The sequence below is a fragment of the Vitiosangium sp. GDMCC 1.1324 genome (genome assembly GCF_003044305.1).
In the GTDB taxonomy this organism is placed as follows: domain Bacteria; phylum Myxococcota; class Myxococcia; order Myxococcales; family Myxococcaceae; genus Archangium.
Genome location: NZ_PZOX01000006.1, coordinates 228,862 through 250,064, shown reverse-complemented (window position 1 = coordinate 250,064; position 21,203 = coordinate 228,862). Strand labels below are relative to the sequence as shown.

Here is a 21,203-nt window from a genome sequence, read left to right as displayed (position 1 = left end):
CGCGGGCCCGGCCTACCGTGAGGCCGCGGCACCCACCACCTCGCGGGGCACGCTGCCGGTGGTGCCGAGGTTCCCGGCGAGGCCGTAGCACTCGATGCCCAGGTGGGGGTCCCACGTGGTGTGGCCCTCGATGCGGCTGGCCCTCCGCCGCGCCAATAGCGCGGGCAGCTCCGTGACGAAGAGGCCGTAGAACCCGGCTGCGTCCTCGAACATCTCGGCAGGCGCCACCCCGAGCTCCGCTTCCAGCTGTTGCAGCCCGGCGAGGAAGAGGCGTTCGGCGTCCTCGTTCGACGCGGAAATCCGGAGGACGTCCAGGGAGAGCTCGACGAGCGAGCGGCCCGATGTGCTCCGGGCGAGCCCCTGTCGCACCTTGTGGCGATGCTCCCGTGCTTCGAGAGCTCGCGACTCGTCGGCGCGCACCGACGTTCGTTTCGCCAGGGCTGTGCTCATCAGCTCCTCCCCAGGGGCCCGGAAGTGGGCCGTTCTCCATAATTATGAAGAGATGCCTGACGCCGGTTCGTGATGCGCCTGACGAAACATGGTGCACGCCCGCTCCATCTTCATGCGGGCGAGGCGCCGATCGTTTTCCAGGTTGCACAGGATTGGCGGGGCGGGCCTGAGACTGGCGGGAAGCGTACGCTTCACCTGGAGTCAAGAGACGCGTCCGTGGGGCGGTGGGGGCTGGTGGCCACACACCTCCTCACGCGATTCGGGCCCGGGAGGACTTCCAGGTGGCGGGCGGCATCGCCTCCATCAAGGTGCGCAGCCGCTGGACGTCGATGGGCTTGTCGATGCAGGGCAGGCCCGTGCTGGCCAGGAAGGCGCGTGACTGCTCCGTGAAGGCGCCTCCCGTCATGAAGATGACCCGCTGGGCCTGCTCCGGTGCCAGCCGGAGCAGCTCCTCATGGAACCGGGACCCGCTCATCTCCGGCATCATCAGGTCGCAGAGGATGGCGTCGAAGCGTCGGCCCGAGGCCACCTGCGCGAGTGCCTCCGGACCCTGGACCAACATGACCACCTCGTACCGCTGGCCGAGCACGCGTTGGATGGCCCGGCCGACGACCGCCTCGTCATCCAGCACCAGCACACACGGTTTGGGGGCCGGCTGACTGGTGCCGAGCGGAAGCAGGTCGGTCACCTCATAGGCCGTTGGCAGGCGGAGATGGAACACAGTCCCCCGTCCCGGCTCGCTCTCCACGCTGAGCTCTCCGCCCATCTCGGTGATGAGCCGGCGGCAGATGGTCAGCCCCAGGCCCGTGCCCACTCCCACTGGCTTGGTGGTGAAGAAGGGCTCGAAGATGCGCTCGCGCAACTCCGGGGGGATGCCGCGGCCGGTGTCGTGGATCTCCACCCGCACATGGCGGGTCCCCTCCTGGCGCGTCACCACGCGGATCTCCTGCGCACTGCTGTTGCCCTCGGGAATGGCATCGGCCGCGTTGACGAGCAGGTTGAGGAAGACCTGTCCGAGCGGAGCCTCGCTGCCGAGCACCGGGGAGATCGCCGCATAGTCTTTGACGAGGCGGGCGCGGTGGAAGATGTGGTTCCACGCCATCCGCAGCGACGAGTCGAGCACCCGGTGCACATCCAGCGGGCCGCGCTGTTTCTCATCCGGCCGGGAGAAGATCTTGATGTCGCGGATGATGTCGCGGATGCGCTCGGCGCACAGGACGCAGTCGCGCAGCGCCTGCTCATGCAGGGGAGGGGGCGCCGCCGCGCGCACGGGCCCCTGCGCCTCATGGGGTTGCAGGATGAAGTCCAGGTTGGCCATGAGCGAGGCGAGCGGGTTGTTGATCTCATGGGCCACGCTGGCGGCCAGCAGCCCCAACGAGGCGAGCCGATCCGACAGCAGGAGATGCTCCTGCATCTTCCGGCGCTCGGCCCGGTGTGCCGCTTCACGCAGCTCGCGGGCCACGGCGGGCCCCAGCCGGCTCAACCGGTCCTTGAGGAGGAAGTCGTGAACGCCGGCCCTCATCGCCGCCACCGCGGTGTCCTCGCCAATCTGGCCGGAGACGATGAGGAAGGGGACGTCCAGCCCCCGCTTCTGCACCAGGGCGAAGGCCGCCAGCGCGTCGAAGCGGGGCAGTGAGTAGTCGGCGATGATGGCGTCCCAGGTGGCGGTCTCGAGCGCGCGCGTCATGGCGTCGGCCGTCTCGACCCGGGTGTGCGTGACGTCATAGCCGCTGCGCTTCAGTTCACGGAGGACGACCAGGGCATCGTCCTCGAAGTCCTCGATGAGCAGCAGGCGCAGCGGGGTGCTCATGGGGCGCTCCTTCTGGCGGAGGGAAGCTCGTTGAGCACGAGCCAGTACATGCCCAGTTGCCGCACCGCCTCGAAGAAGGCGGTGACGTCCACGGGCTTGTGCACGAAGCTGTTGACCCCGAGCTGGTAGCTTTCCACGAGGTCGCGCTCCTCCTTGGAGGAGGTGAGGACGACCACCGGCAGGGTGCGGGTCTGTTCGTGGGCGCGGATGCGCCGCAGCACCTCCAGTCCATCCAGGCGGGGCAGGTGCAGATCCAGGAGAACCACCTGGGGCCGGATGGAAGGATCCCGGTCCGCGTGTCGGCCCTGCACGAAGAGGTAGTCGAGGGCCTCGGCCCCGTCACGGACGACGACCACGGGGTTGTGCATGTTGCTCTTGCGGAAGGCCCGGAGGGTCATCAGCTCGTCATCGGCGTTGTCCTCGACGAGCAGGACGACACGCTGGCTCAGCTCATACATTCAAGTCTCTCCTCAGGTGTTCGGGCCCGGCTCGACGGCCGGCGGGGTGGTGGTTTCGTGGAGGGTGAAGGAGAAGGAGGCGCCATGGCCGACGAGGCCCTCGCCCCAGATGCGGCCTCCGTGGCGCCGGAGGATGCGCTGCACGGTGGCAAGTCCCACGCCATTGCCCTCGAACTCCTGCTGGGTGTGCAGGCGCTGGAAGACGCCGAAGAGTTTTTCGCGGAAGGCCATGTCGAAGCCGGCCCCGTTGTCCCGGACGAAGTAGACGCGCTGCTTGCCATCCTCGAGCAGGGTGGTCCCGAACTCGATCTCGGCGATGGCCCGCTCGCGGGTGAACTTCCAGGCGTTGCCCAACAGGTTCTCCAGCACCGAGCGCAGCAGTTGGGAATCTCCACGGTCCACCAGGCCGTCCTGGATGCGGAAGCGCACGGTGCGCTGGGGCTGCCAGCGCTGAAGCTGCTCGGCGATGGAGCGCGCCAGGGCGGAGAGGTTGACCTCCGCCTGCACGAACTCGGTGCGGTTGACACGCGAGAGCGCGAGGATGCCGTCGATGAGCTCGGACATGCGCTGGGCGGAGGCGCGGATGCGCTTGAGGTAGTCCTGGCCGGTGTCGTCGAGCTGGGCCGAGCAGTCCTCGGTGAGGGCGAGGGTGAAGTTGGAGATGGAGCGCAGGGGGGCGCGCAGGTCGTGGGCCACGGAGTAGGCGAAGGCCTCCAGCTCCCGGTTGGAGAACTCGAGCTGGGCGGTGCGCTCGGCGATGCGCTGCTCCAGCTGGGCGTTGAGCTGGCGCACCTGCTCCTCGGCGGCGCGGCGCTGGGTGATGTCGGTGACCATGGCCAGCGCTCCGACGTAGCGGCCCTCCTCGTCGTACATGGGGTTGGACGACAACATCGTCCAGACGGGCTGTCCGTCCTTGCGCAGCAACTGGAAGTCGACGACGCCGCCCTGGCCCTGGCGCCGCTTCTCGAGGTTCTGGGTGACGCGCTGGCGGCGCTCCTCGTCCATGAACTCGTGGACGTGCCGGCCCATCATCTCGTCGACCGTGTAGCCGAGCATCTCGGCCAGGTAGTGGTTGACGTAGGTGGTGCGGTTGTCGGTGTCGAGCGTCCAGATGCCCTCCTGCGCGGCCTCGACGATGAGGCGGAAGCGCTGCTCGGTGAGGTGACGCTCGGCTTCAGCCTGGCGCTGGCGGTGGATGTCCCGCATGCTGACGATGGCCCCCAGGAGGGTCCCCTGGATGTCGCGCACGGGCCGGGCGCTCGAATGGATGTGCCGGCCCTCTGGAGCCTGGGGATTGCGGATGAAGAGCTCCTCCTCGGGCTCCTGCTCTCCACGGAGGGCGCGGTACAGCGGGAGCTTCTCGGTGGGGCACCGCGTCCGCATGTCCGGATGGAACACGCCGTACTTTTCACTCCAGGCCTCAGGAGAAGCGTCGGTGAGTCCGAGGCCGCTGAGTGTCTGGGCCTTGGGGCTGAAGTAGAGCAGGTGGCCCCTGGCGTCGGCGACAATCACTCCCTCGGAGAGGTTGTCGAGGATGGCGCGCAGCAGGGCGTGGTGCTGGACCTGGAAGAGACCTTCGGCCAGCTCGTCGGGGGGGGAGGGGGATGGGGACTGGGCGGTCATGAGGGCAGGACGCGGGCCGCCGCCGAGCGGGGCACGGGCAGGGCCAGTAGGAGGGGGGATGGGAGCTGCGGGAGGGGGAGCCGGAGCAGCGGAACCGTGTCCGGAGGGGGCGGGCTGGAACGGAGTGGCCCGGTGGATGGGGCTCCTCCGCCGTGATGTCTGGCCTCTTGCACGAGATCAGCCCCCCTGGAATCGGCTCACGCGTCAGCATGATGACAGCCATGCCGGGAGAGAGTGATTGGCGCCTGAAACACCACACCCTCCCGGTGTTTCCCAAGCGATTAATTGCGTCCAGGATGCATGATTTGGGCCCGAGGCCCGGAGCGGGCTCGACGCGCCTGGGATTGACTTCGCCGGCCGCGATGTAACGGGCTCAGTGAGAACGAAGGCGGGCGGAGAGCCGTTGGGCGAGACGGAAGAGCTGGGTGCAGGAGGAGTCGAGGGGCGCGTCACGGCCCTGGATGGCATGGCGGGCGCGGAGGAAGGGAAGCCAGGCCCTGTCGCCGAGCACCACGGCGGACTCCTCCAGCGTGCGGCGAGGCACCCAACGGCCGCCCAGCGAGTGCACCAGGTGCATGCCCAGCCAGGCGCCGAGGGCGGGGATGAGCAGCTCCTTCTCTTCATCCGGCAGTCGCTTTCCCCAGCCGGAGTGCCACAGGTGGAAGTCCACCCGGGGGATCGCCTCCACGGAGCCGCTCATGAGGGCGGGGATCTCCTTGTGCAGCAGGGCGACGAGCTGCTCGGCATGAAGGCCTTCGTAGTTGTCGATGACGCGCTGTACGTCGCCGACATCGGGGGTCGGGGCCTGAGAGGCGGGGAGCCACTCGGAGACGGGAGGAGGGTGGTAGGCGTTGAAGCGCTCCACCAGTTTGCGCTTGTCCTCCAATCCCCGGGCCTCCACCTCCCACTGGAGGATGTCGGCCACGTCCTCATCGAACTGGAAGGGAAGGGGAGTGAAGATGAGCGAGCGCTGGCGGAGGGTGGCGAGGGTGTCCTCCAGCTTCAGCTCGGGGCGCAGGTGCACGAGGGCGCGAGCCTGGGCGAGGCGGGCCTCCTCGGAGTCGAAATCGGCGGGGGTGGGGCGGGTGAGCCACAAGATGGCACCGCCGGGGAGCTCCTCCAGGTGAGCGGAGGGAGTGGACAGCACGCGTTGGCGGCCGAGCTGCTCCACCAGGCGAGGGCCGTACACGTTGAGCCAGTACGCTTCGTAGACGCCCTTGGGCGCGCGGGAGTTGCTCGAGTGCGGGTCGCTGCCCAGGTGGAAGTCGAGGGAGCTGTGGGCCAGCCCGTAGGATAGGGGAAAGCGCTGGGCGAAGGAGCGCACCAGGGAGAGGAGCTGGTAGGTGCGCTCCTCGGCTCGGCCCTCCTCTCGGACGACGGCGAAAGGCCTGAGCGTCAAATCGATGGTGAAAAAGGTATCTTCGACGCTCTGGTCGTAGAATTTGAACCCCAGTTCCTCATTGATCGGCCGGGTGCGAGCAAAATAGATGCTCGTGCTGGTGCCGAACCTGAATTCGTGAAGCCGCTCGTGCACCAGTTTGCGCGAATACTTCCGGTCGCGCGAGAGATACACGAGGTTGGGGCGCAGCTGCGCATCCAGGGACTCGACGAAGTCCAGCACCTCATCCAATCCCTCGAGACCCCGGTCCAGCAGCGGGTTGCGGGGAGAGAAGAGGCACAAAGTGAAAGTGTCCTCTTTGTTCCAATCATTGCTGTGCATGGAAGTGCAGTTCTATGTCCAGGGTTTGCGCCCTATTCATGAGCATTCTCTTGTCCGACGGAGTCAAGCCCTGCTCGTCGTAGACGAGATGGACGCGGGAGACTTCGACCCTGCGGCCGAAGAGGGGGTGGCCGGGTCTGCGTACCTCCACTGTACCTCCATACTTCGTCAACGCTTCCAGCGCGTCGGCCTTGAGCTGGCTTTCAATTTCGCGCTTGTCCATGGATTTGAAGCTGCGCTGTTTGTTGCTGAAGCAGTGGACGGTGGGCGTGCGGCCTGGACGCAGGGAGGACTCGTCCACGACGAACTGGTCCACGTAGGTGAGCGAGGTCCGGCCCTCGTGCACCAGCCCCACGTTCTCCGTCACAATGGGGTGCTCCAGGCCGCGCAGCCAATGTCTTTGGGTCTCCGCCAATTTTGCCTGCTGCCGGAGCATCTGCGCGACATCCCGTTGGAACTCCATTGCTCGCTGGAAGCGGCCGAGGAAGGTCTTGTAACTGTTCCACTCGAGCGGGGGCTTCACGGCGGGCCCGCCAGCGGGCCGCTGCCGGGTGCCTGCGAGCTCCTCGTAGCGCCGTTCCCAGTACGCCACGTAGTCCACCCACCTGCCGCTGTTGGCGGCCACCCCGGATGGAGGCTGGTTCACCGAGGGCCGGTAACGGGCAAGTGCCTCCAGTTGTGCTGGGTGACGCGCACCCGACTCGAGCGCTTCGGCTTCCGCGAGGCGGGCCTCCAGCGCCGCTGCCTCTTCCAGCGACAGCCCCTCGGTGAGGCTCGCCCCCGTGGCCAAGGTGCGAGCCTCTGTCGCCATTGCCTTGGCCTCTGCCGCCTCCACCGTGATGCCCACCATCAGCACGCTCAGCACGGCGGTGATGACGGCGTTCTCCACGCCTTTGAGCCGGGCCGCCTGTTCGAAGCTCGTCGCGAGCACGTGCCGCAGCCGCATACCCCCCGCGCCTCGCGAGGGAATCAGCTCGTCGAGGAACTGCCAGCGCACCGTGCACGTGGGCAGGGCCGTACACACCAGCCCCAGAGCCCGGTCCGCCAGCGGCTCTCCGCTGGCCGCAACCTGTGCCTCCAATTGGCCGAAGAGGGCTCGGGCCCGTGCGTTTCCGCGCTGTGCGTCCGCGTACACCCGCTCCAGGTGCTCGGAGCGGTGCACCAGCAGCACGTCGGAGTTCCTGCCCGTCAGCCTCCCCCGGGCGTCGCTGTACAGGGCGTAGTCGAAGGGCGGCGCCACGTCCCGGCGCAGTTCCTCGAGCGGCACTCCCTCGTCTTCACCACACCGGCTGCCACCCAGCACGAGGCTCAGGGCCACCAGCGCGGCCACTCGGAACCAGCGGCGCATGGCCGGTCAGTCTCTCCGCCACGGGCGTGCCGGGCAATCGCTTCCGGCTCGCGCCTCGAGACCTTCCGGGACAAAAAAGAAGCGCCCGGCGGGGGAACCCACGCCGAGCGCTCCGGTTGCTCCTGCTCGCGAGCCGCTAGGCCTGCGAAGGCTTGCGCGAGATGCGGTACAGCACGAAGCACATGATGGCGAAGGCGATGACGCCGATGAGCTGGTAGCCGCCGTCACCCACCGCCTGGGTCAGCGCATGCTCCACCGACAGCTTGCCGATGGCCGCGTTGACGCCCTCGTTCACCGACAGGATGGCGACCACGACGCCGGCCAGCGCGCCGCCGGCCACCAGGCCCGTGGAGAAGAGGTTGCCGGGACCGAGCTCGGACTCCTCCACGTGCTCGCCCTTGCGCTGCGCCATGTAGTCCGACAGGCCCTTGATGGCGCCGCCCACGAAGATGGGCGCGGTGGTGGACAGCGGCAGGTACGCGCCCACCGCGAAGGACAGCGACTTGACGCCGCACAGCTCCATCGTCACCGACAGGAAGACGCCCACCAGCACGAACTGCCAGTCCAGGTTGCCCGACAGCAGGCCCTTGATGAGCGTGGCCATCAGCGTGCCCTGCGGCGCGGGGAACTTGTCCGAGCCAATCATGTGCTGCACGCCTTGCGCCTGCAGCTCCGAGGTCGGCGTGTCCAGCACCTTCATGGTGAGGCCGATGACGATCGCCGCCGCTACCGCGCCAATCATCAGACCAATCTGCTGCGCGCGCGGGGTGGCGCCCACCAGGTAGCCCGTCTTCAGGTCCTGCGACGTCGCGCCCGCGTTCGCCGCGGCGATGCACACCATGCCGCCCACGCACAGCGCCATGGGCTGGTAGATGTCACCCGTCCAGCCGATGCCGATGAAGATGAGGCAGGTGGCCATCAGCGTGGCGATCGTCATGCCGGAGATGGGGTTGGACGACGAGCCGATGATGCCCACGATGCGCGAGGCCACCGTCACGAAGAAGAACCCGAACACCACGATGAGCACGCCCAGCAGCAGCCGGCCGAACACGCTGCCCGGCAGGAAGGGCAGCACGGCCATCACCAGGATGAGGCCCACGCAGCCGAAGAGCACGAAGGTGATGGGCAGGTCGCGCTCGGTGCGCTTCTGTGCCGCGGCCCCGCCGCCCTGCTTGAACGACGCCAGGCTCTCCTTGAAGGCCGACACGATGGTGGGCAGCGTCTTGATGAGCGTGATGAAGCCGCCCGCCGCCACCGCGCCCGCGCCCACCTGCCGCACGTACGCGCGGTAGATGGCCGTGGCCGTGTTGGCGAAGGTGTGCGCCACCGGATCCCACCCGCCGGGACCGCCCGCCTTCGTCAGGCTCTCCAGGTAGCCCAGCTTCACCAGCTGTGCCGCGATGGTGTCCGCAGGCACCACCGAGGCCAGCAGCGGGATGATGCCCAGCCACGCCAGCACGCCACCGGCCACCAGCACGCCGGCAATCTTCGGGCCGATGATGTAGCCCACGCCCAGGTACTCGGGGGTGATGTCGCCGTTGAGCGTGGCGGACGGGAAGTACTTGTTCGCCTGCTTCGTCACCAGCGCCGGCGTCTCGGCGATGAGCTTCACGATCTTCTGCAGCAGCGCGTACACGAACGCGAAGCCCACGCCCTGGAAGGCGATCTTCGCCAGGTCTCCACCCTTCTCACCAGCGATGAGCACCGAGGCGCACGCCGTGCCCTCGGGGTAGGGCAGGTTGCCGTGCTCCTTCACGATGAGCGAGCGCCGCAGCGGCACCATCATCAGCGTGCCCAGCACGCCGCCCAGCAGCGCCAGCGTGAAGATGGTCCAGTACTCGAAGAAGCTCGAGCCCTTGCTGTCGGTGCTCAGGAACAGGAAGCCCGGCAGGGTGAAGACCACGCCCGCGGCGATGGACTCGCCCGCCGAGCCGATGGTCTGCACCACGTTGTTCTCGAGGATCGTCGAGCCACCCAGCTTCTTGAGCAGCGAGATGGCGAGCACCGCGATGGGGATGGACGCCGAGACGGTCAGGCCCGCCTTCAGGGCCAGGTACACCGTCGCGGCACCGAAGATGATGCCGAAGAGCACTCCGATACCGATGGCCTTCGGCGTGAACTCGGCCACGTCCGTGCGCTCGGCGGGGATGTACGGCTGGAAGTCGGCTGCTGTCTTGCTGAGGTCGCTCGGGGCGGCGCCAGTCGGAACGACGTCGTTCCGCGCTGCCTCGGTCTTGGCTGCTTCGGGCATTGTGTGGGGGCTCCCGGTCTGGGGGACGGCCGTGTCGGGGGGAGTTCTACAACTCCCTCCCCCGTCCTCCAAATGCGGTGTCCGGGAGCCGCAGCCCAGCAGGCGGGCGTGACGCTATGCGGCAGCGTCCACCGGCTCGGCGTCCGCCGGGGTCCGTTTGCCCGGCGGGGGAGGCAGGGTGGTCAGGTTCGCCCGTTTCTCCCTCGGGACGAATAGGCTCTTGAGGCTGTAGCCCAGCAGCGTCGCCGCGAACCCCGGCTGGAGCAGCCCCTCCATCCCCTTGCGCATGTGCAGCACCTCGTAGAACGCATGGCAGGACTTCGCGTCCACCGAGGTCAGGTCGACCATGTTCTGGATGGTCCATAGGGCGGCCTTCAGCCCGGGGGGCCGCTTGCCCCGGGTCTCCGGGTGGGCCAGGTCCAGGGTGGTGGTCAGGGACCAGCACGTCCCCACGAGCTTGCCGAGCTCCTTCTGGAAGCCGTGCGACATCCCCTGGTGCAGCCCGCCCGGCGAGGTGCGCGCCCGGGCCACGGCCTCCCCGAGAATCTTCGCCCCCAGGCTGATGACCGTCATGCCCTGGCCGAACACGGGATTGAGGGCGCAGACCGCGTCACCCAGGAGCACGAAGCCCTCCGGGAAGCGCTCCATCCGCTCGTAGTGCAGCCAGCGGCTCGAGGGAATCTTGTGCGTGACGGGCGCGGTCAGCGGCTTCGCGTTTCGGATGTACTCATAGAGATAGGGCGTGGGCAGCTTGCGCGCGAACTCCAGGAAGCCCGCCTCGTCGGTGGGCGCGTGGTCGCCGAAGTACCCGTTGAGGCTGACGATCCACCGTCCGCCCTCCACGTTCGCGATGAAGCCGGAGTGCTTCGCCTCGGGCGCGCGCCCATTGACGACCATGATCTTCCAGTCATCGAAACCCGCGGGGCGCTCGTAGAACCGGCTCGTGTACCCCAGGTCGATGCCTACCTGCTCCTCTTCCGGACGGCTGTAGCCCAGCGTCTCCAGCCAATGCTGTGCCCGCGAGCCCCGTCCACTGGTGTCTACCACCAGCTCCGCCTCCAGGAACTGCTCGCCCTGCGGCCCCTTCACCTTCACTCCGGTGACGCGCTGGCGCGAGGCGTCCGCCACGAGCTCCTCGACGCCGTACCCCTGCCGCACCTCCACGTTGGGCAGCGCGGTGACCCGGCCGCGCACCTTCCACTCCAGGAAGGGGCGGGAGGCGAGGATCGACTGGATGCCGCTCTCGTAGCGCACCTTCCAGCTTCCGGACTGGAGCCAGACGGCGTCCCGCGCCATGTCGACCAGGTCGACCCCCTCGCGCACCATCTCCTGCACCATCCCGGGGAACAGGGCGTCCAGCGTCTTCAGCCCGGCCTCCAGCAGCGCGTGGATGTGACGCCCCTGCGGAGTACTCTTGCGCGCCTCTGGACCCTCAGGCAGTGGCTCCCTCTCGAGGATGATCACCTTCTCGAAGTGATCCGACAGCACCCGGGCGCTCAAGAGCCCGGCGATGCTTCCTCCGATGACCACAGCCTGTCCGAATCCACGCGAGTTGGAATGCACCAGGTTCCTCCAAGTTGAGCAGGCTCGTGAAGCTTCCGGGTTTTGAGAATACGTGAGCTGGAGTTGGGGGGGCCAACCACTCTGGGTCGAAGTGGGAGCGATCCTATCCCAGTGAAGGTGTGTTCGCTGGCGGTGGTAGCCTCTTGCCTCGCGCGGTTGACTGGCCTGGAATTTTCCCTCGTCAGTCGTCGCGAGAGGATTCAACGCACATGCGCAGGCTCGAGCAGAAGGTGGCCATCGTCACGGGAGGCTCTCGCGGAATCGGCGCCGCCGTCGCGCGGAGGCTGGCCTCCGAGGGCGCGAAGGTCGTGTTGAACTACGTGCAGAACGAGCAGGCCGCGGCGGAGGTGGCCTCCTCCATCCGGGCCGCCGGGGGCGAGGTCCTCACCGTGCGCGCCAACGTGGGCGACGAGCCGCAACTGGAGGCGCTCTTCGCGGCGACGATCCAGCAGTATGGCCGGCTGGACATCCTGGTCAACAACGCGGCCGCCTTCGGCTCCGGCCCCCTGGAGGGCATCACCCGGGCGCAGTTCCAGCAACTCGTGGACGTCAACATCTGGGGGCTCATCGTGGGCAGCCGCCTGGCGGGGCGCCACATGATCAATGGAGGGCGCATCATCAACTTCTCCTCCATTGGCGCGCACAAGGGCTTCGCGGGCGGGGGGCTGTACGCGGCCACCAAGGCCGCCGTCGAGTCGCTCACCCGCACCGCGGCCACCGAACTGGCGCCCCGGGACATCACGGTCAACGCGCTCATCATCGGCCAGGTGGCCACGGACATGGCCTCCGAGGTGCCCATGAAGATGCGGCAGCAGATCGCCGCCCAGACGCTGATCGGCAAGATGGGCCGCCCCGAGGACGTCAGTGGCGTCGTCGCGTTCCTCGCGTCGGAGGATGCCCGCTGGGTGACGGGCCAGACGCTCGGCGTCAATGGTGGCTACCTGATGCGGTGAGCGCTCCGGCTCCTTCCCAGAGGGTCCAACTCCTCGGGTGGGCGATGTCATACACCCTGGTACGTCGGGTGCCCGGAGTGGACTCCACGGGGTATGACGCACGGTGTGCTGCCGAGGGAGCGGGTTCGCTTGGAGTGCGGCCGGACGCACCGGCTGGAAAACGGCATTGTGGGCGAACGGTGATAGGATGGGCGCTCGATGAACAAGGGTGAGTTGAAGGGTCTTGTCCTGAAGAGCTTCCTGGAGCAGCAGCTGTCGATGCTGACGGCGCTGGCTCCCGTGGCCTACATGCTCTCGCTGGTCATGGGGTTGCCCCCGGAGCAGGCGCTGCGTGTGTCGATCATCAATGCCACGTGCAACAGCCCGATCTTCGGGATCATCGCCCCGGTGGTGATGATCTACGTGGTCATCAAGAATGCCCTCGCGGAGAACCCGCAGGATCTTCCGGGAGATCGCCTCAAGCGCATCCTCAAGGCGCCGCGGAAGATCGAGTACGGGCTGCTGGTGAGCTACGGCGTCTCCTGCACCATCTGGGCGGGATGGCCCACGGTGCTCTACGGGCTGGACCCCATCATCATCCCGCAGGCGGTGGCCTCCTTCGTGCTGCTGGCGATGGTCGTCGGCATCCGCCTGGCCATCCGGCTGGAGCGTCTGCTGCGCCCCTACGCGCTGGAGGAGTTCCACAAGTACCCGGAGCTGCGGCTGGAGGAGACGGGCTTCCTGTGGCCCAAGCAGCGCTGGTACCTGCCCTACTGCTTCGCCCTGTTCGTGTTCGCCACGCTGACGGTGACGAGCATCATCGTCGCCAAGAAGACGGGCGTCGGCTTCGCCGAGCTCTTCGTGGAGGTGCAGAAGGTGGCCCCGGCGCTGGTGGCGCTGCTGCGCGAGCGGGTGGGAGGCATCCTGAATTCCATCGTCCTCCCGGTGGTGTCGGTCGGTGGCTTCATGATCCTCGCGGCGGCGTGGTGCGCCTGGGAGATCGCCCGTCACCAGAGCCAGGGTACGAGCGCCGTGCAGAAGTCCATCGAGTCGATCGCCTCGGGCAAGCCCGCCCTGCCGGCCTGGGTGGCCACGGACGAGGTGGGTGACCTGTCCATCTCCACCGCGGCGGCCTTCGAGCGGTTGCGCACGTTCTCCTCCTCGCTGACGGACTCGGCGCAGATGCTGGGCCAGTCCGCCGAGCGGCTCGGCAGCTCCCACAAGGAACAGACGGAGGCGCTCTCCGTCCAGGCCGCGGCGCTCCAGGAGACGCAGGTCACCGCCCAGGAAATCAAGCAGACGTCGATGGTGGCCGCCCAGAAGGCGGAGGACGTGCTGCAGCAGGCCGAGCGCGCCGATCAGATCGGCCGCTCCGGTGAGTCCGCGCTCGAGCAGAGCGTCACGGGCATGCACGACATCCAGAAGCAGGTGGTGCAGATGGCGCAGAGCATCCGCTCCCTGGATGAGCGCGCCCGGCAGATCGCCAACATCACCACCACGGTGAAGAGCCTGGCGGACCGCTCCACCATGCTAGCGCTCAACGCCGCCATCGAGGCGGTGCGCTCCGGAGAGCACGGCAAGGGCTTCGCGGTGGTGGCGCGGGAGATCCGCAGCCTGGCGGATCAGTCCATCAAGGCCACCTACAGCGTGCAGAACATCCTGCAGGACCTGAGCGAGGCGATCCGCACCACCGCCGAGATGTCCGAGAGCGGCTCCGAGAAGGTGCAGGGCAGCGTGCAGCAGCTGCAGTCCTTCGGAGACCACATCCGGCAGCTCTCCGGCATCGTGCGCGACAACGTGAGCTCCGTGCGGCAGATCTCCGCCGCCGTCACCCAGCAGAACCAGGGCATCAGCCAGATCTTCCAGGCGGTGAATGACCTGACGAAGATCATGGACCAGACGATGTCCAGCCTGCGCACCAGCGACGAGGCCGCCGACCAGATGCGCATGGTGGCAGAGCGCGTGAGCGTCTTCGTGGGTGAGTACGACTGGCAGATCCGCGAGCAGCAGAAGCAGCAGCGGTAGCGGCGCGGTCGCCTATCCGGCGATCGCCAGCACCCGCCCGGCTGGCCACGCCATCAGGAGCGCGGTCAGCGTCGAGGGGGGCTCTCCCAATCCAGGAGGGAGCCCCTCCGTCTCGAGGGTCAATCGCAGGGACACCCGGCCCTCGTCCGCGTGGAGCAGCACCGGCCGTACCGCCACCTTCTGCAGGGGAGCGCGCAGCCCCACGCCCCACACCTTGAGCACCGCTTCCTTCATGGCCCAGGCCGCGGTGGCCGGGTCCATCCGCCCCTCGCGGACCGCCAGGTAGCCCTCCCATTCGCCTGGTGCGAAGGCCTCCTCCAGGAAGGCCCCGCTGGCCTCCACCCGCTGCTCCAGGTCCACGCCCAGTGCTCTCCCACGAGCGACTCCCGCCACCGCCAGCCCCTCGCAATGGGAGATGGAGAGCGCGAGCCCCCGCTCGGGAGTAAAGCAGGGACGTCCCGAGTCCGGCCCGTCCTCGCGCGCCGTCACCTCCGCGCGCAGCCCCGGCTCGAGCAGCGTCAGGGCGCGATGCGCGGCGAGCCGGCCCGCCACGAACTCCTGGCGCCGCTTGTCCGTCCTGCACCGGGCGAGGCCCTCGCGCTCCCGGGGGGAGAGGGCGGAGTCCTCCTCGCGCCCCACCTCTCCCCAGCCGAGCACCACCTCCCGCCCGTCGGGCAGGTGCATTCGCTCAGGTCTCCGCACTCCGGCGCTCACCCCGGCGCAACCTCCGGAACCACAGCCCGGTGCCTCCCAGCAGCAGGGCACCGTCCTCGCCGCGGACCTCGAAGTCGTAGATGACGTCCTCGCCCTCCACCTTCACCATCCGCGCCTTCACGTGCCCCGACTCCCCGAGGCGCCGCTGCCGCCCGCGGATGAGGTGATCCACTCCCATGGGCACGGAGACCAGGTTGTTGTGGTGGCCGTCCCAGTTGGCCGCCACCTGGAACGAGGCGTCGAGCAGGAGCGGATCCAACTGGAAGCGCGGCCGCGCCACGTGGGTGAAGATCTCCCGCTGGCGCGGGGCGCGGATGATGCCCTCCACCTCGGTCTCGCCCACGTAGACCCACTCGGCGCGGCAGAAGAGCGGACCGAGGTACAGCGGCTCCTTGGCCAGGTGGAAGATGGAGCGCGCGCGCGAGCCCGGCAGGGCCTCCGGTAGCTGGCCATTGCCCGGCTCCCAGTTCGGCTGCGGTCCGAGCGTGTAGATGCCCTGCTGGTGGATTCGGCGCTGCGTCTGGTCGGAGCGGCCTCCCAGCGCCAGGTCGCTGCTGGACTCGACGTAGAGCGTCACCTCGTCGCCCTGCTGCTTGATGACCTTGGCCGTGAGGGTGACGTGGACGGGCTTGCTCTTGGTCCGCTCCGAGGCCTTGAAGAACTTGAGCGGGGTTTCGATGCGCAGGTTCTCCGCGCGCAGCACGGCCAGGTCCGGGCGGAAGAGGGCCGCGGCCTCGCCCAGCATCTCGAAGCCGAAGGTGCCCGGCATGATGGGCACCGAGTCGAGCTGGTGCTGGAGCACGAAGGGATCCGTGGTCAGGTCGAACGTCCTCGTGGCGACCAGGCCCTCCTCGTCGTGCCGCTCCACGCAGTCGAGCATCGGATAGTCGGAGGGGACGAGCAGGAAGCCCCGATCGTCATAGACGGTGCGGGCGCCCGGACCATCGGCGGAAGCCCCGAGGAAGGGCCACTCGCGGAAGAGCCGCTCCTCGAAGATGGCCACCTCGCGCTCGGTGCGGCCGAGCAGCAGCTCGTTGATGAACCAGTACGCGCCCTCGGCCGGGGTGATGTAGGAGACGCCGGTGTTCTGCACCACGTCCTTGTTGCGCGCCGCGGCCCCCACGCTCTCCCACGCCGTCCAGTCGATGGTGACGCAGCGCATGTGGGGCCGGGCCCGGTGCGCGTACGCCATGGCGCACTTGCTCATCAAATCGTTGGCGGCGCTGTAGTCCGTCTGGCCCTTGTTGCCGAAGCGGCCCGCGCCCGAGCCGAAGCACATCATCAGCTTCAGGTCGTCACGCCGCGTGGCCTCCAGCAGGTTCATGAGCCCGAGCACCTTCACTTCCATCGTGGCGGCCACGATGCCCGGCGTCTTGTCCGGCAGGCTCTTGGAGGCCTCGACCATGGCCCCGTGGACGATGCCGTCGATGTGGCCGTGGTACTCGCGCACCCGGTCCACCATGGCCCGCACATCCGCGCTGTTGCGGAAGTCGCACGTCTCGTACTCGATGGACAGGCCCTGGGCGTAGACCTCCTGGAGGTTGCGCCACAGCTCGCGCGCCCGCTCGTAGGGCTCGAAGGCCTCCCGGAACTTCACCGGCGTGAGGGTTGGATCCGCCTTCTTGCGGCGGACCATCTCTTCCTTCTCGAAGGTCCTGAAGTCGTTGTCGTCCAGCGCCAGGTAGGGCTCGTCGCCCGTGGGGGCCGGGGTACGCCCGGTGACGATCACCTTCGGCCCCAGCCGTGCTACCGCCTTGGCCACCTCGAAGACGGCGCCACGCCCACCGCCGGAGAAGAGCAGCACCCAGCTCGGGTCCACCCGGCGCAGCACCTGGCTGCCCTCCTTGGGGAAGTCCGCCCGGCGCAGGCCCACCACGAAGCGCCGGCTGGCCATGTAGCCGATCTCCGTCCGGTCGCTGCCTTCTTCAATCTCCCGCGCGACCGTCTCCGCCACCACCCAGTGCGAGGCACGGGGCTCGAAGTCGATCGTCTTGATGACCGCGCTGGGGAGTTCCTGCTTCAGCCCCTTGAGGAAGCCCGCGAGCGAGCCGCCCATGACGTTGCCGCCGTCGCCCACGAAGCCGAAGTCACCGCCCATGGAGGTGACGGCCACGTAGCAGGCGCTGCGGCCCTTCGCGTCCCGCAGGCGCTCGTACATGGCGCGCCCGGTGCCGTGCCAGCGCGCGGTGGTCTCCGCCATCCGGCGCGCGAAGCGGGCACTGCCCAGGGTGAGGAAGTACTCGACCGGTCCGAAGGCTCCCAGGTCGATGACGCCGTCCGCGCCTCCCAGCTCCTCGCTGGCACGGCGCACCCGTTTCTCCACCTCCATGGCGTCCGTGAGGCCCGCCACCGACACCGTGGCGATGCGCACGCCCTTGCCCACCAGCAGGCGGCTGAAGGCGGCGATCAGGCCCGGCTCGTCACCGACGAGCAGCAGCTTCCTGCCCGGCAGCGGGTAGCGCTTCTCCGAGGAGAGCGACAGCGGCACCAGGTCCACGCGCCAGCGCTGCGCGGACAGTCCGCGGCTGGGGATGGGGTAGCTGGCGGTGGCACTCAGCGGATCCCCCGTCTGGGGCTTCCGGTGCGCGTTGTCGTGCTCCTCCAGGATGACGTGGTAGTTCGTGCCGCCAATGCCGAACGAGCTCACCCCGGCGCGCCGCCGTCCTTCGCGGGGCGCCGGCCACGGGCGGCCCTCCAGCGACAGGGCGATGGGCAGCTTGTCGAAGGGGATTTCCGCCTTGGGGAACTCGCCGCCGTTCATGGGCGGCAGGAAGGCCTCGCTCACCGCGAAGGCCGTCTTGATGATGCCCAGCGCTCCGGAGGCCGACGAGGTGTGGCCGATCTGCGACTTGAGCGTGCCCATGGGCACCGGGTTGTCGCGGCCGCGGGTGTGGAAGGCCTCGCCGTACGCGTCCGCCTCCACCTTGTCGCCCAGCCGCGTGCCCGTGCCGTGCGCCTCGAGCAGGCCCATCTGGTCCGGATGGATTTTGGCGTCCTCCAGCGCGCGCTCCACCGCCCGGGCCTGGCCCTTGGGGTTGGGCGCGAACAGGCTGGTGCCTCGTCCGTCGCTGGAGAAGCCGATGCCGGAGATGACGGCGATGATGCGGTCCTTCTGCGCCTCCGCGTCCTCCAGCCGCTTGACGATGATGGCACCCGCGCCCTCGGCGGGCACGAAGCCATCCGCGCGATCGTCGAAGGGGAACGTGCCTCGCGGGGAGAGGATGCCGAGCACTGCCAGCGCGGCGGCGTACTCGGGCACCAGGTTGAAGGCCACGCCACCGGCCACCACTACGTCGGCGTCGCGGTTGGCCAGCGCCAGCATGCCGGTGTGCAGCGCCGCCAGGGAGCTGGCACAGGCCGCGTCCACCGTCATCACCCCGCCGGTGAAGTCGTGCAGGGCCGCCAGCCGCGACGCGGTCGCCAGCCCGGAGTAGTACTGCGCGGTGTTCTCATCCAGCGGGGGCACCGTGCCCAGTACGCGCTGGCGGACCGCATCGAGCAGGGGCGCCACCTGTCCGGCGGTCAGCCCCTGGGTGTGGAGCGCCTCCGCGGCCACCTTCAGGTAGCGCTCACAGACGAAGCGCAGCTCGGTCTCGAACTCCTTGGCGCGCACGGGCAGCTGGCCCACCACCACCTTCACGCGCCGCCCGTTCCACACGCCGGGCTCGTAGCCCGCGTGTCCAAGTGCCTCCTCCGCCGCCTTGACGAAGAGGATGACAGCCGGGTCGAGCGCCGCGGCCTGGGAGGGAGGCAGCTTGAGCCAGCGCGCATCGGCCGGGGGGAGATCCACCGTACCGGCCAGGCGGGGCACCACCTCCTGCTTGCTCATGAGCGCGCCGAGGGTGCGGTTGACGTCGAAGCGCGAGGGCGGCAGGTCGCCGATGGCGTCCGCCTTGGAGACGATGTTCGTCCAGAGCGCCTGGGCATCCGGCGCCCCCGGTGCGATGGCGCCCAGGCCGACGATGGCGAACTTCTGGGTGGGCGGGCGCACGGGCCGGATGTCCGCCCAGGCCTCGCGGGCCGGCGCGGGGCCGAGCAGCGCGTGATAGGCGATGTTGTTCCAGCCCAGCGAGCTGACGCCCACGTAGCTGCGCGGAGGCAGCTTCTCCGGACGGGTGAGGCACTGCAGCGCTCCCTCCGCCCCATGCCGCGGCGAGGTGAGGCCGGCCACGGGCGCGCGCACGCCTCCATGCAGCGACAGCGCCGCGCGCATCACCGACACCAGCCCGCTCGCCGCCTGCTGGAAGCCCACCTGGGGAGTGGCGGAGGAGAACGTCAGGGGCTCGGTGCGCGTCGCGGAGAGCGCGGCCTTGAGGCCGATGATCTCCTGGTCCTCCAGGCCCGGCACGCCGCACGCCTGCAGCTCCACGTGCCGCACCTGCTCGGCCTCCACCCCGGTCAGGTCCAGGCAGGCCCGAGCGGCCCGGTCCACCATGCGCGACAGCCGCGAGATGCCCTGCTTGAGGTTCACTTCCTCGGTGACGCCGTGGAGGACGGCGTAGATGCGTTGCTTGTCCGCCAGCGCGTCGTCCAGCCGGCACAGCACGAGCGCCACGGCGCCCTCACCGGGCATCGTGCCCGAGGAGCGCTCATCGAGCGCGAGCAGTTCCTGCTGCGCCAGCCAGCCGCGCGCCGACAACAGGCCGAACGAGGAGGGGCTCACCAGCGGCGACACCGCGCCCACCACCGCCACGTCACAGTGCCCCAGTTGCAGCGAGAGCGAGGCCAGCCTCAGCGCCGCGAGCGAGGAGGCCGTGCCCGCGTCCACCGCCAGGTGCCCGCCGCGCGTGTCCAGCAGGCTGGAGAGGCGGTTGGCCACCATGGTGGCCGTCATGGGCACCGACTCGGTGATGATGGGCGGGGCCACCGCGTCCACGCGCTGGTCCACGGCCTCGAGCAGCCGGGCGCCGTCGGCCCGTCCCTGGAGAAGGGCCGCCAGGTGCTCGCGGAGCTCCGGCGTGCGCAGGCGCAGGGCCTGGTCCGTCTTCAGGTCCACGCCCAGGCCGGTGGAGCCCAGGTAGATGGCGCACCGGCCGCCGGGGCTCTTCTCGGGGCTGTAGCCCGCGTCCTGCGTCGCCTGGAGCAGCGTCAGGTGGAGCAGCCGCTCCATGCGGTGCATCTTCTCCACGTGGGCCGGCGGCAGGCGGAACTGCTTCCAGTCCTTGCCCTCCTCGGGGACGAAGCCGCCCATCAGCGGATGGTTCAGATTCAGCCCGGCGCTCCAGTCCTCCGGGGCTCGCGTCAGGGCGCGCATCCCCTCCAGGGACTGGTTCATGAAGCGCGACGGCGTGTCGGCTCCGGGCAGGCGGCACCCGAGCCCGACGATGGCGAGGGGAATGTGCGTGGGCGTGGTCATCGCGGGGTGAGGCTCTTGACGAACGACTGCCAGGCAAGACGGGGCAGGGTGGGGGCCAGGTCCTCGGTGGGCAGGGAGGCCATGGCGATACCGCGCAGCTCGAGGACGGGGATGCCGTCCTGGCCGAGGAGGTGGGCGTCGAAGGAGGCCAGCCCGCTGCTGGCACCACTCAGGCGGGCGTCACACATGAGCCGCTCGTCGCGCCGGGGCATGCGGAACCACGTGGCCTCGGAGATGGCCATCTCACGCGAGCCCTCGCCCGAGAAGGAGTACCAGAGCCACTTCACCAGGTGCAGCGCGCCTTCCAGCGCGGCGGGGGCCACCTGGATGCGGCTGGCGGGCAGCACCTTCGAGAGCGCGCGGGTGTGGACGAGCCCGCCCTGAATCCGGCCCAGCTCGCACAGCCGGGCCCAGGAGACGACCTGGAGCGACTCGGGGACGCGGTCTCCCTGTCCGCCCACGGAGGCGTAGAGCTGCCGGCCGTTCTGGAGGTTCTCCGACTTGGGGGCCAGCATCTGCTGCTGCTGCGGCCACGGCGCGGGCCCGTACGTCTGGCCGAACTGGAGGATGGCACGGCAGACGGGGATGGGCTCCTCTGTCCCTTCCTCGTGTCCCGCGTTGGCGCCCGTCACCACCGGCTCCACCGACAGGAAGACGGACACCTCGCCATCCACCTCGCGGCGGGCACGCCCCACCAGCCGCGCGGCGGACGAGGGCTCGGAAGCGCGCAGGAACCAGCGCACGTCTCGCATCCCCACCAGCACGCGGTCCGGGTACACCAGCGCGCCGACCTCGGCGAGGAACTCCAGCTCCAGGGACGCGGACAACAGCCGCGTCTCCTGATCGAGCTCCGTGGGCAGGTGCACGTCGCGCTTGGCGACCGCGCTCTCGCCGCGGAAGACCTCGGAGACATCCTCCAGCAGTGGGTATTGCGAGGTATCGGGCTGCACGGA

General features: G+C 69.0%; 13 protein-coding genes. 2 read left to right on the top strand and 11 right to left on the bottom strand.

Features of this window, described 5'->3' with window-relative positions; translation table 11 throughout:
• Positions 1–12: 12 nt before the first annotated feature.
• The 8 genes from DAT35_RS19915 to DAT35_RS19880 form a co-directional block, all read right to left on the bottom strand.
• Complete coding sequence (locus DAT35_RS19915) at positions 13–450, bottom strand: citrate lyase holo-[acyl-carrier protein] synthase (protein ID WP_108068641.1); 438 nt, start codon at positions 448–450, stop codon at positions 13–15.
• Between the two features lie 250 nt (positions 451–700).
• Entirely contained in the window at positions 701–2,260 is a 1,560-nt protein-coding gene (locus tag DAT35_RS19910; RefSeq protein ID WP_108068640.1) for an ATP-binding protein, read from the bottom strand.
• The gene (locus DAT35_RS19905) at positions 2,257–2,718 is read right to left on the bottom strand and encodes a response regulator (RefSeq protein WP_108068639.1); all 462 of its coding nucleotides are present in this window, start codon (positions 2,716–2,718) and stop codon (positions 2,257–2,259) included. Before DAT35_RS19905 ends, DAT35_RS19910 begins: the two co-directional genes overlap by 4 nt.
• 12 nt (positions 2,719–2,730) lie before the next feature.
• Positions 2,731–4,341: a PAS domain S-box protein gene (locus DAT35_RS19900; protein WP_108068638.1), complete on the bottom strand. Its 1,611-nt coding sequence runs from the start codon at positions 4,339–4,341 to the stop codon at positions 2,731–2,733.
• 373 nt (positions 4,342–4,714) lie between these two features.
• The gene (locus DAT35_RS19895) at positions 4,715–6,061 is read right to left on the bottom strand and encodes a hypothetical protein (protein WP_108068637.1); all 1,347 of its coding nucleotides are present in this window, start codon (positions 6,059–6,061) and stop codon (positions 4,715–4,717) included.
• The gene (locus tag DAT35_RS60785; RefSeq protein WP_233261584.1) at positions 6,048–7,409 is read right to left on the bottom strand and encodes a hypothetical protein; all 1,362 of its coding nucleotides are present in this window, start codon (positions 7,407–7,409) and stop codon (positions 6,048–6,050) included. Before DAT35_RS60785 ends, DAT35_RS19895 begins: the two co-directional genes overlap by 14 nt.
• 136 nt (positions 7,410–7,545) lie before the next feature.
• Entirely contained in the window at positions 7,546–9,660 is a 2,115-nt protein-coding gene (locus DAT35_RS19885) for an OPT family oligopeptide transporter (RefSeq protein WP_108068636.1), read from the bottom strand.
• Between the two features lie 114 nt (positions 9,661–9,774).
• Positions 9,775–11,223, bottom strand: a complete 1,449-nt coding sequence (locus DAT35_RS19880; protein WP_233261583.1) for an NAD(P)/FAD-dependent oxidoreductase — start codon at positions 11,221–11,223, stop codon at positions 9,775–9,777.
• A 209-nt stretch (positions 11,224–11,432) separates the two neighbouring features.
• Here DAT35_RS19880 and DAT35_RS19875 point away from each other — a divergent pair, with 209 nt between their 5' ends.
• Together DAT35_RS19875 and DAT35_RS19870 are read left to right on the top strand one after the other, a co-directional pair.
• On the top strand, positions 11,433–12,176 hold the full coding sequence (locus DAT35_RS19875) for an SDR family NAD(P)-dependent oxidoreductase (protein ID WP_108068635.1): 744 nt from the start codon (positions 11,433–11,435) through the stop codon (positions 12,174–12,176).
• Positions 12,177–12,374: 198 nt separating this feature from the next.
• A complete protein-coding gene (locus DAT35_RS19870) occupies positions 12,375–14,180 on the top strand; it encodes a methyl-accepting chemotaxis protein (RefSeq protein WP_108068634.1) in 1,806 nt (601 codons plus the stop codon).
• Positions 14,181–14,192: 12 nt separating this feature from the next.
• Here the strand turns inward: DAT35_RS19870 and DAT35_RS19865 are convergent, their stop codons facing one another.
• The 3 genes from DAT35_RS19865 to DAT35_RS19855 are packed head-to-tail and all read right to left on the bottom strand — an operon-like array spanning position 14,193 to position 21,200.
• Positions 14,193–14,864: a 4'-phosphopantetheinyl transferase superfamily protein gene (locus tag DAT35_RS19865; RefSeq protein WP_108068633.1), complete on the bottom strand. Its 672-nt coding sequence runs from the start codon at positions 14,862–14,864 to the stop codon at positions 14,193–14,195.
• Between the two features lie 4 nt (positions 14,865–14,868).
• Complete coding sequence (locus DAT35_RS19860) at positions 14,869–20,250, bottom strand: SDR family NAD(P)-dependent oxidoreductase (protein ID WP_108068632.1); 5,382 nt, start codon at positions 20,248–20,250, stop codon at positions 14,869–14,871.
• A complete protein-coding gene (locus tag DAT35_RS19855) occupies positions 20,247–21,200 on the bottom strand; it encodes a hypothetical protein (RefSeq protein ID WP_108068631.1) in 954 nt (317 codons plus the stop codon). The genes DAT35_RS19860 and DAT35_RS19855 overlap by 4 nt, the downstream gene beginning before the upstream one ends.
• Positions 21,201–21,203 lie beyond the last annotated feature (3 nt).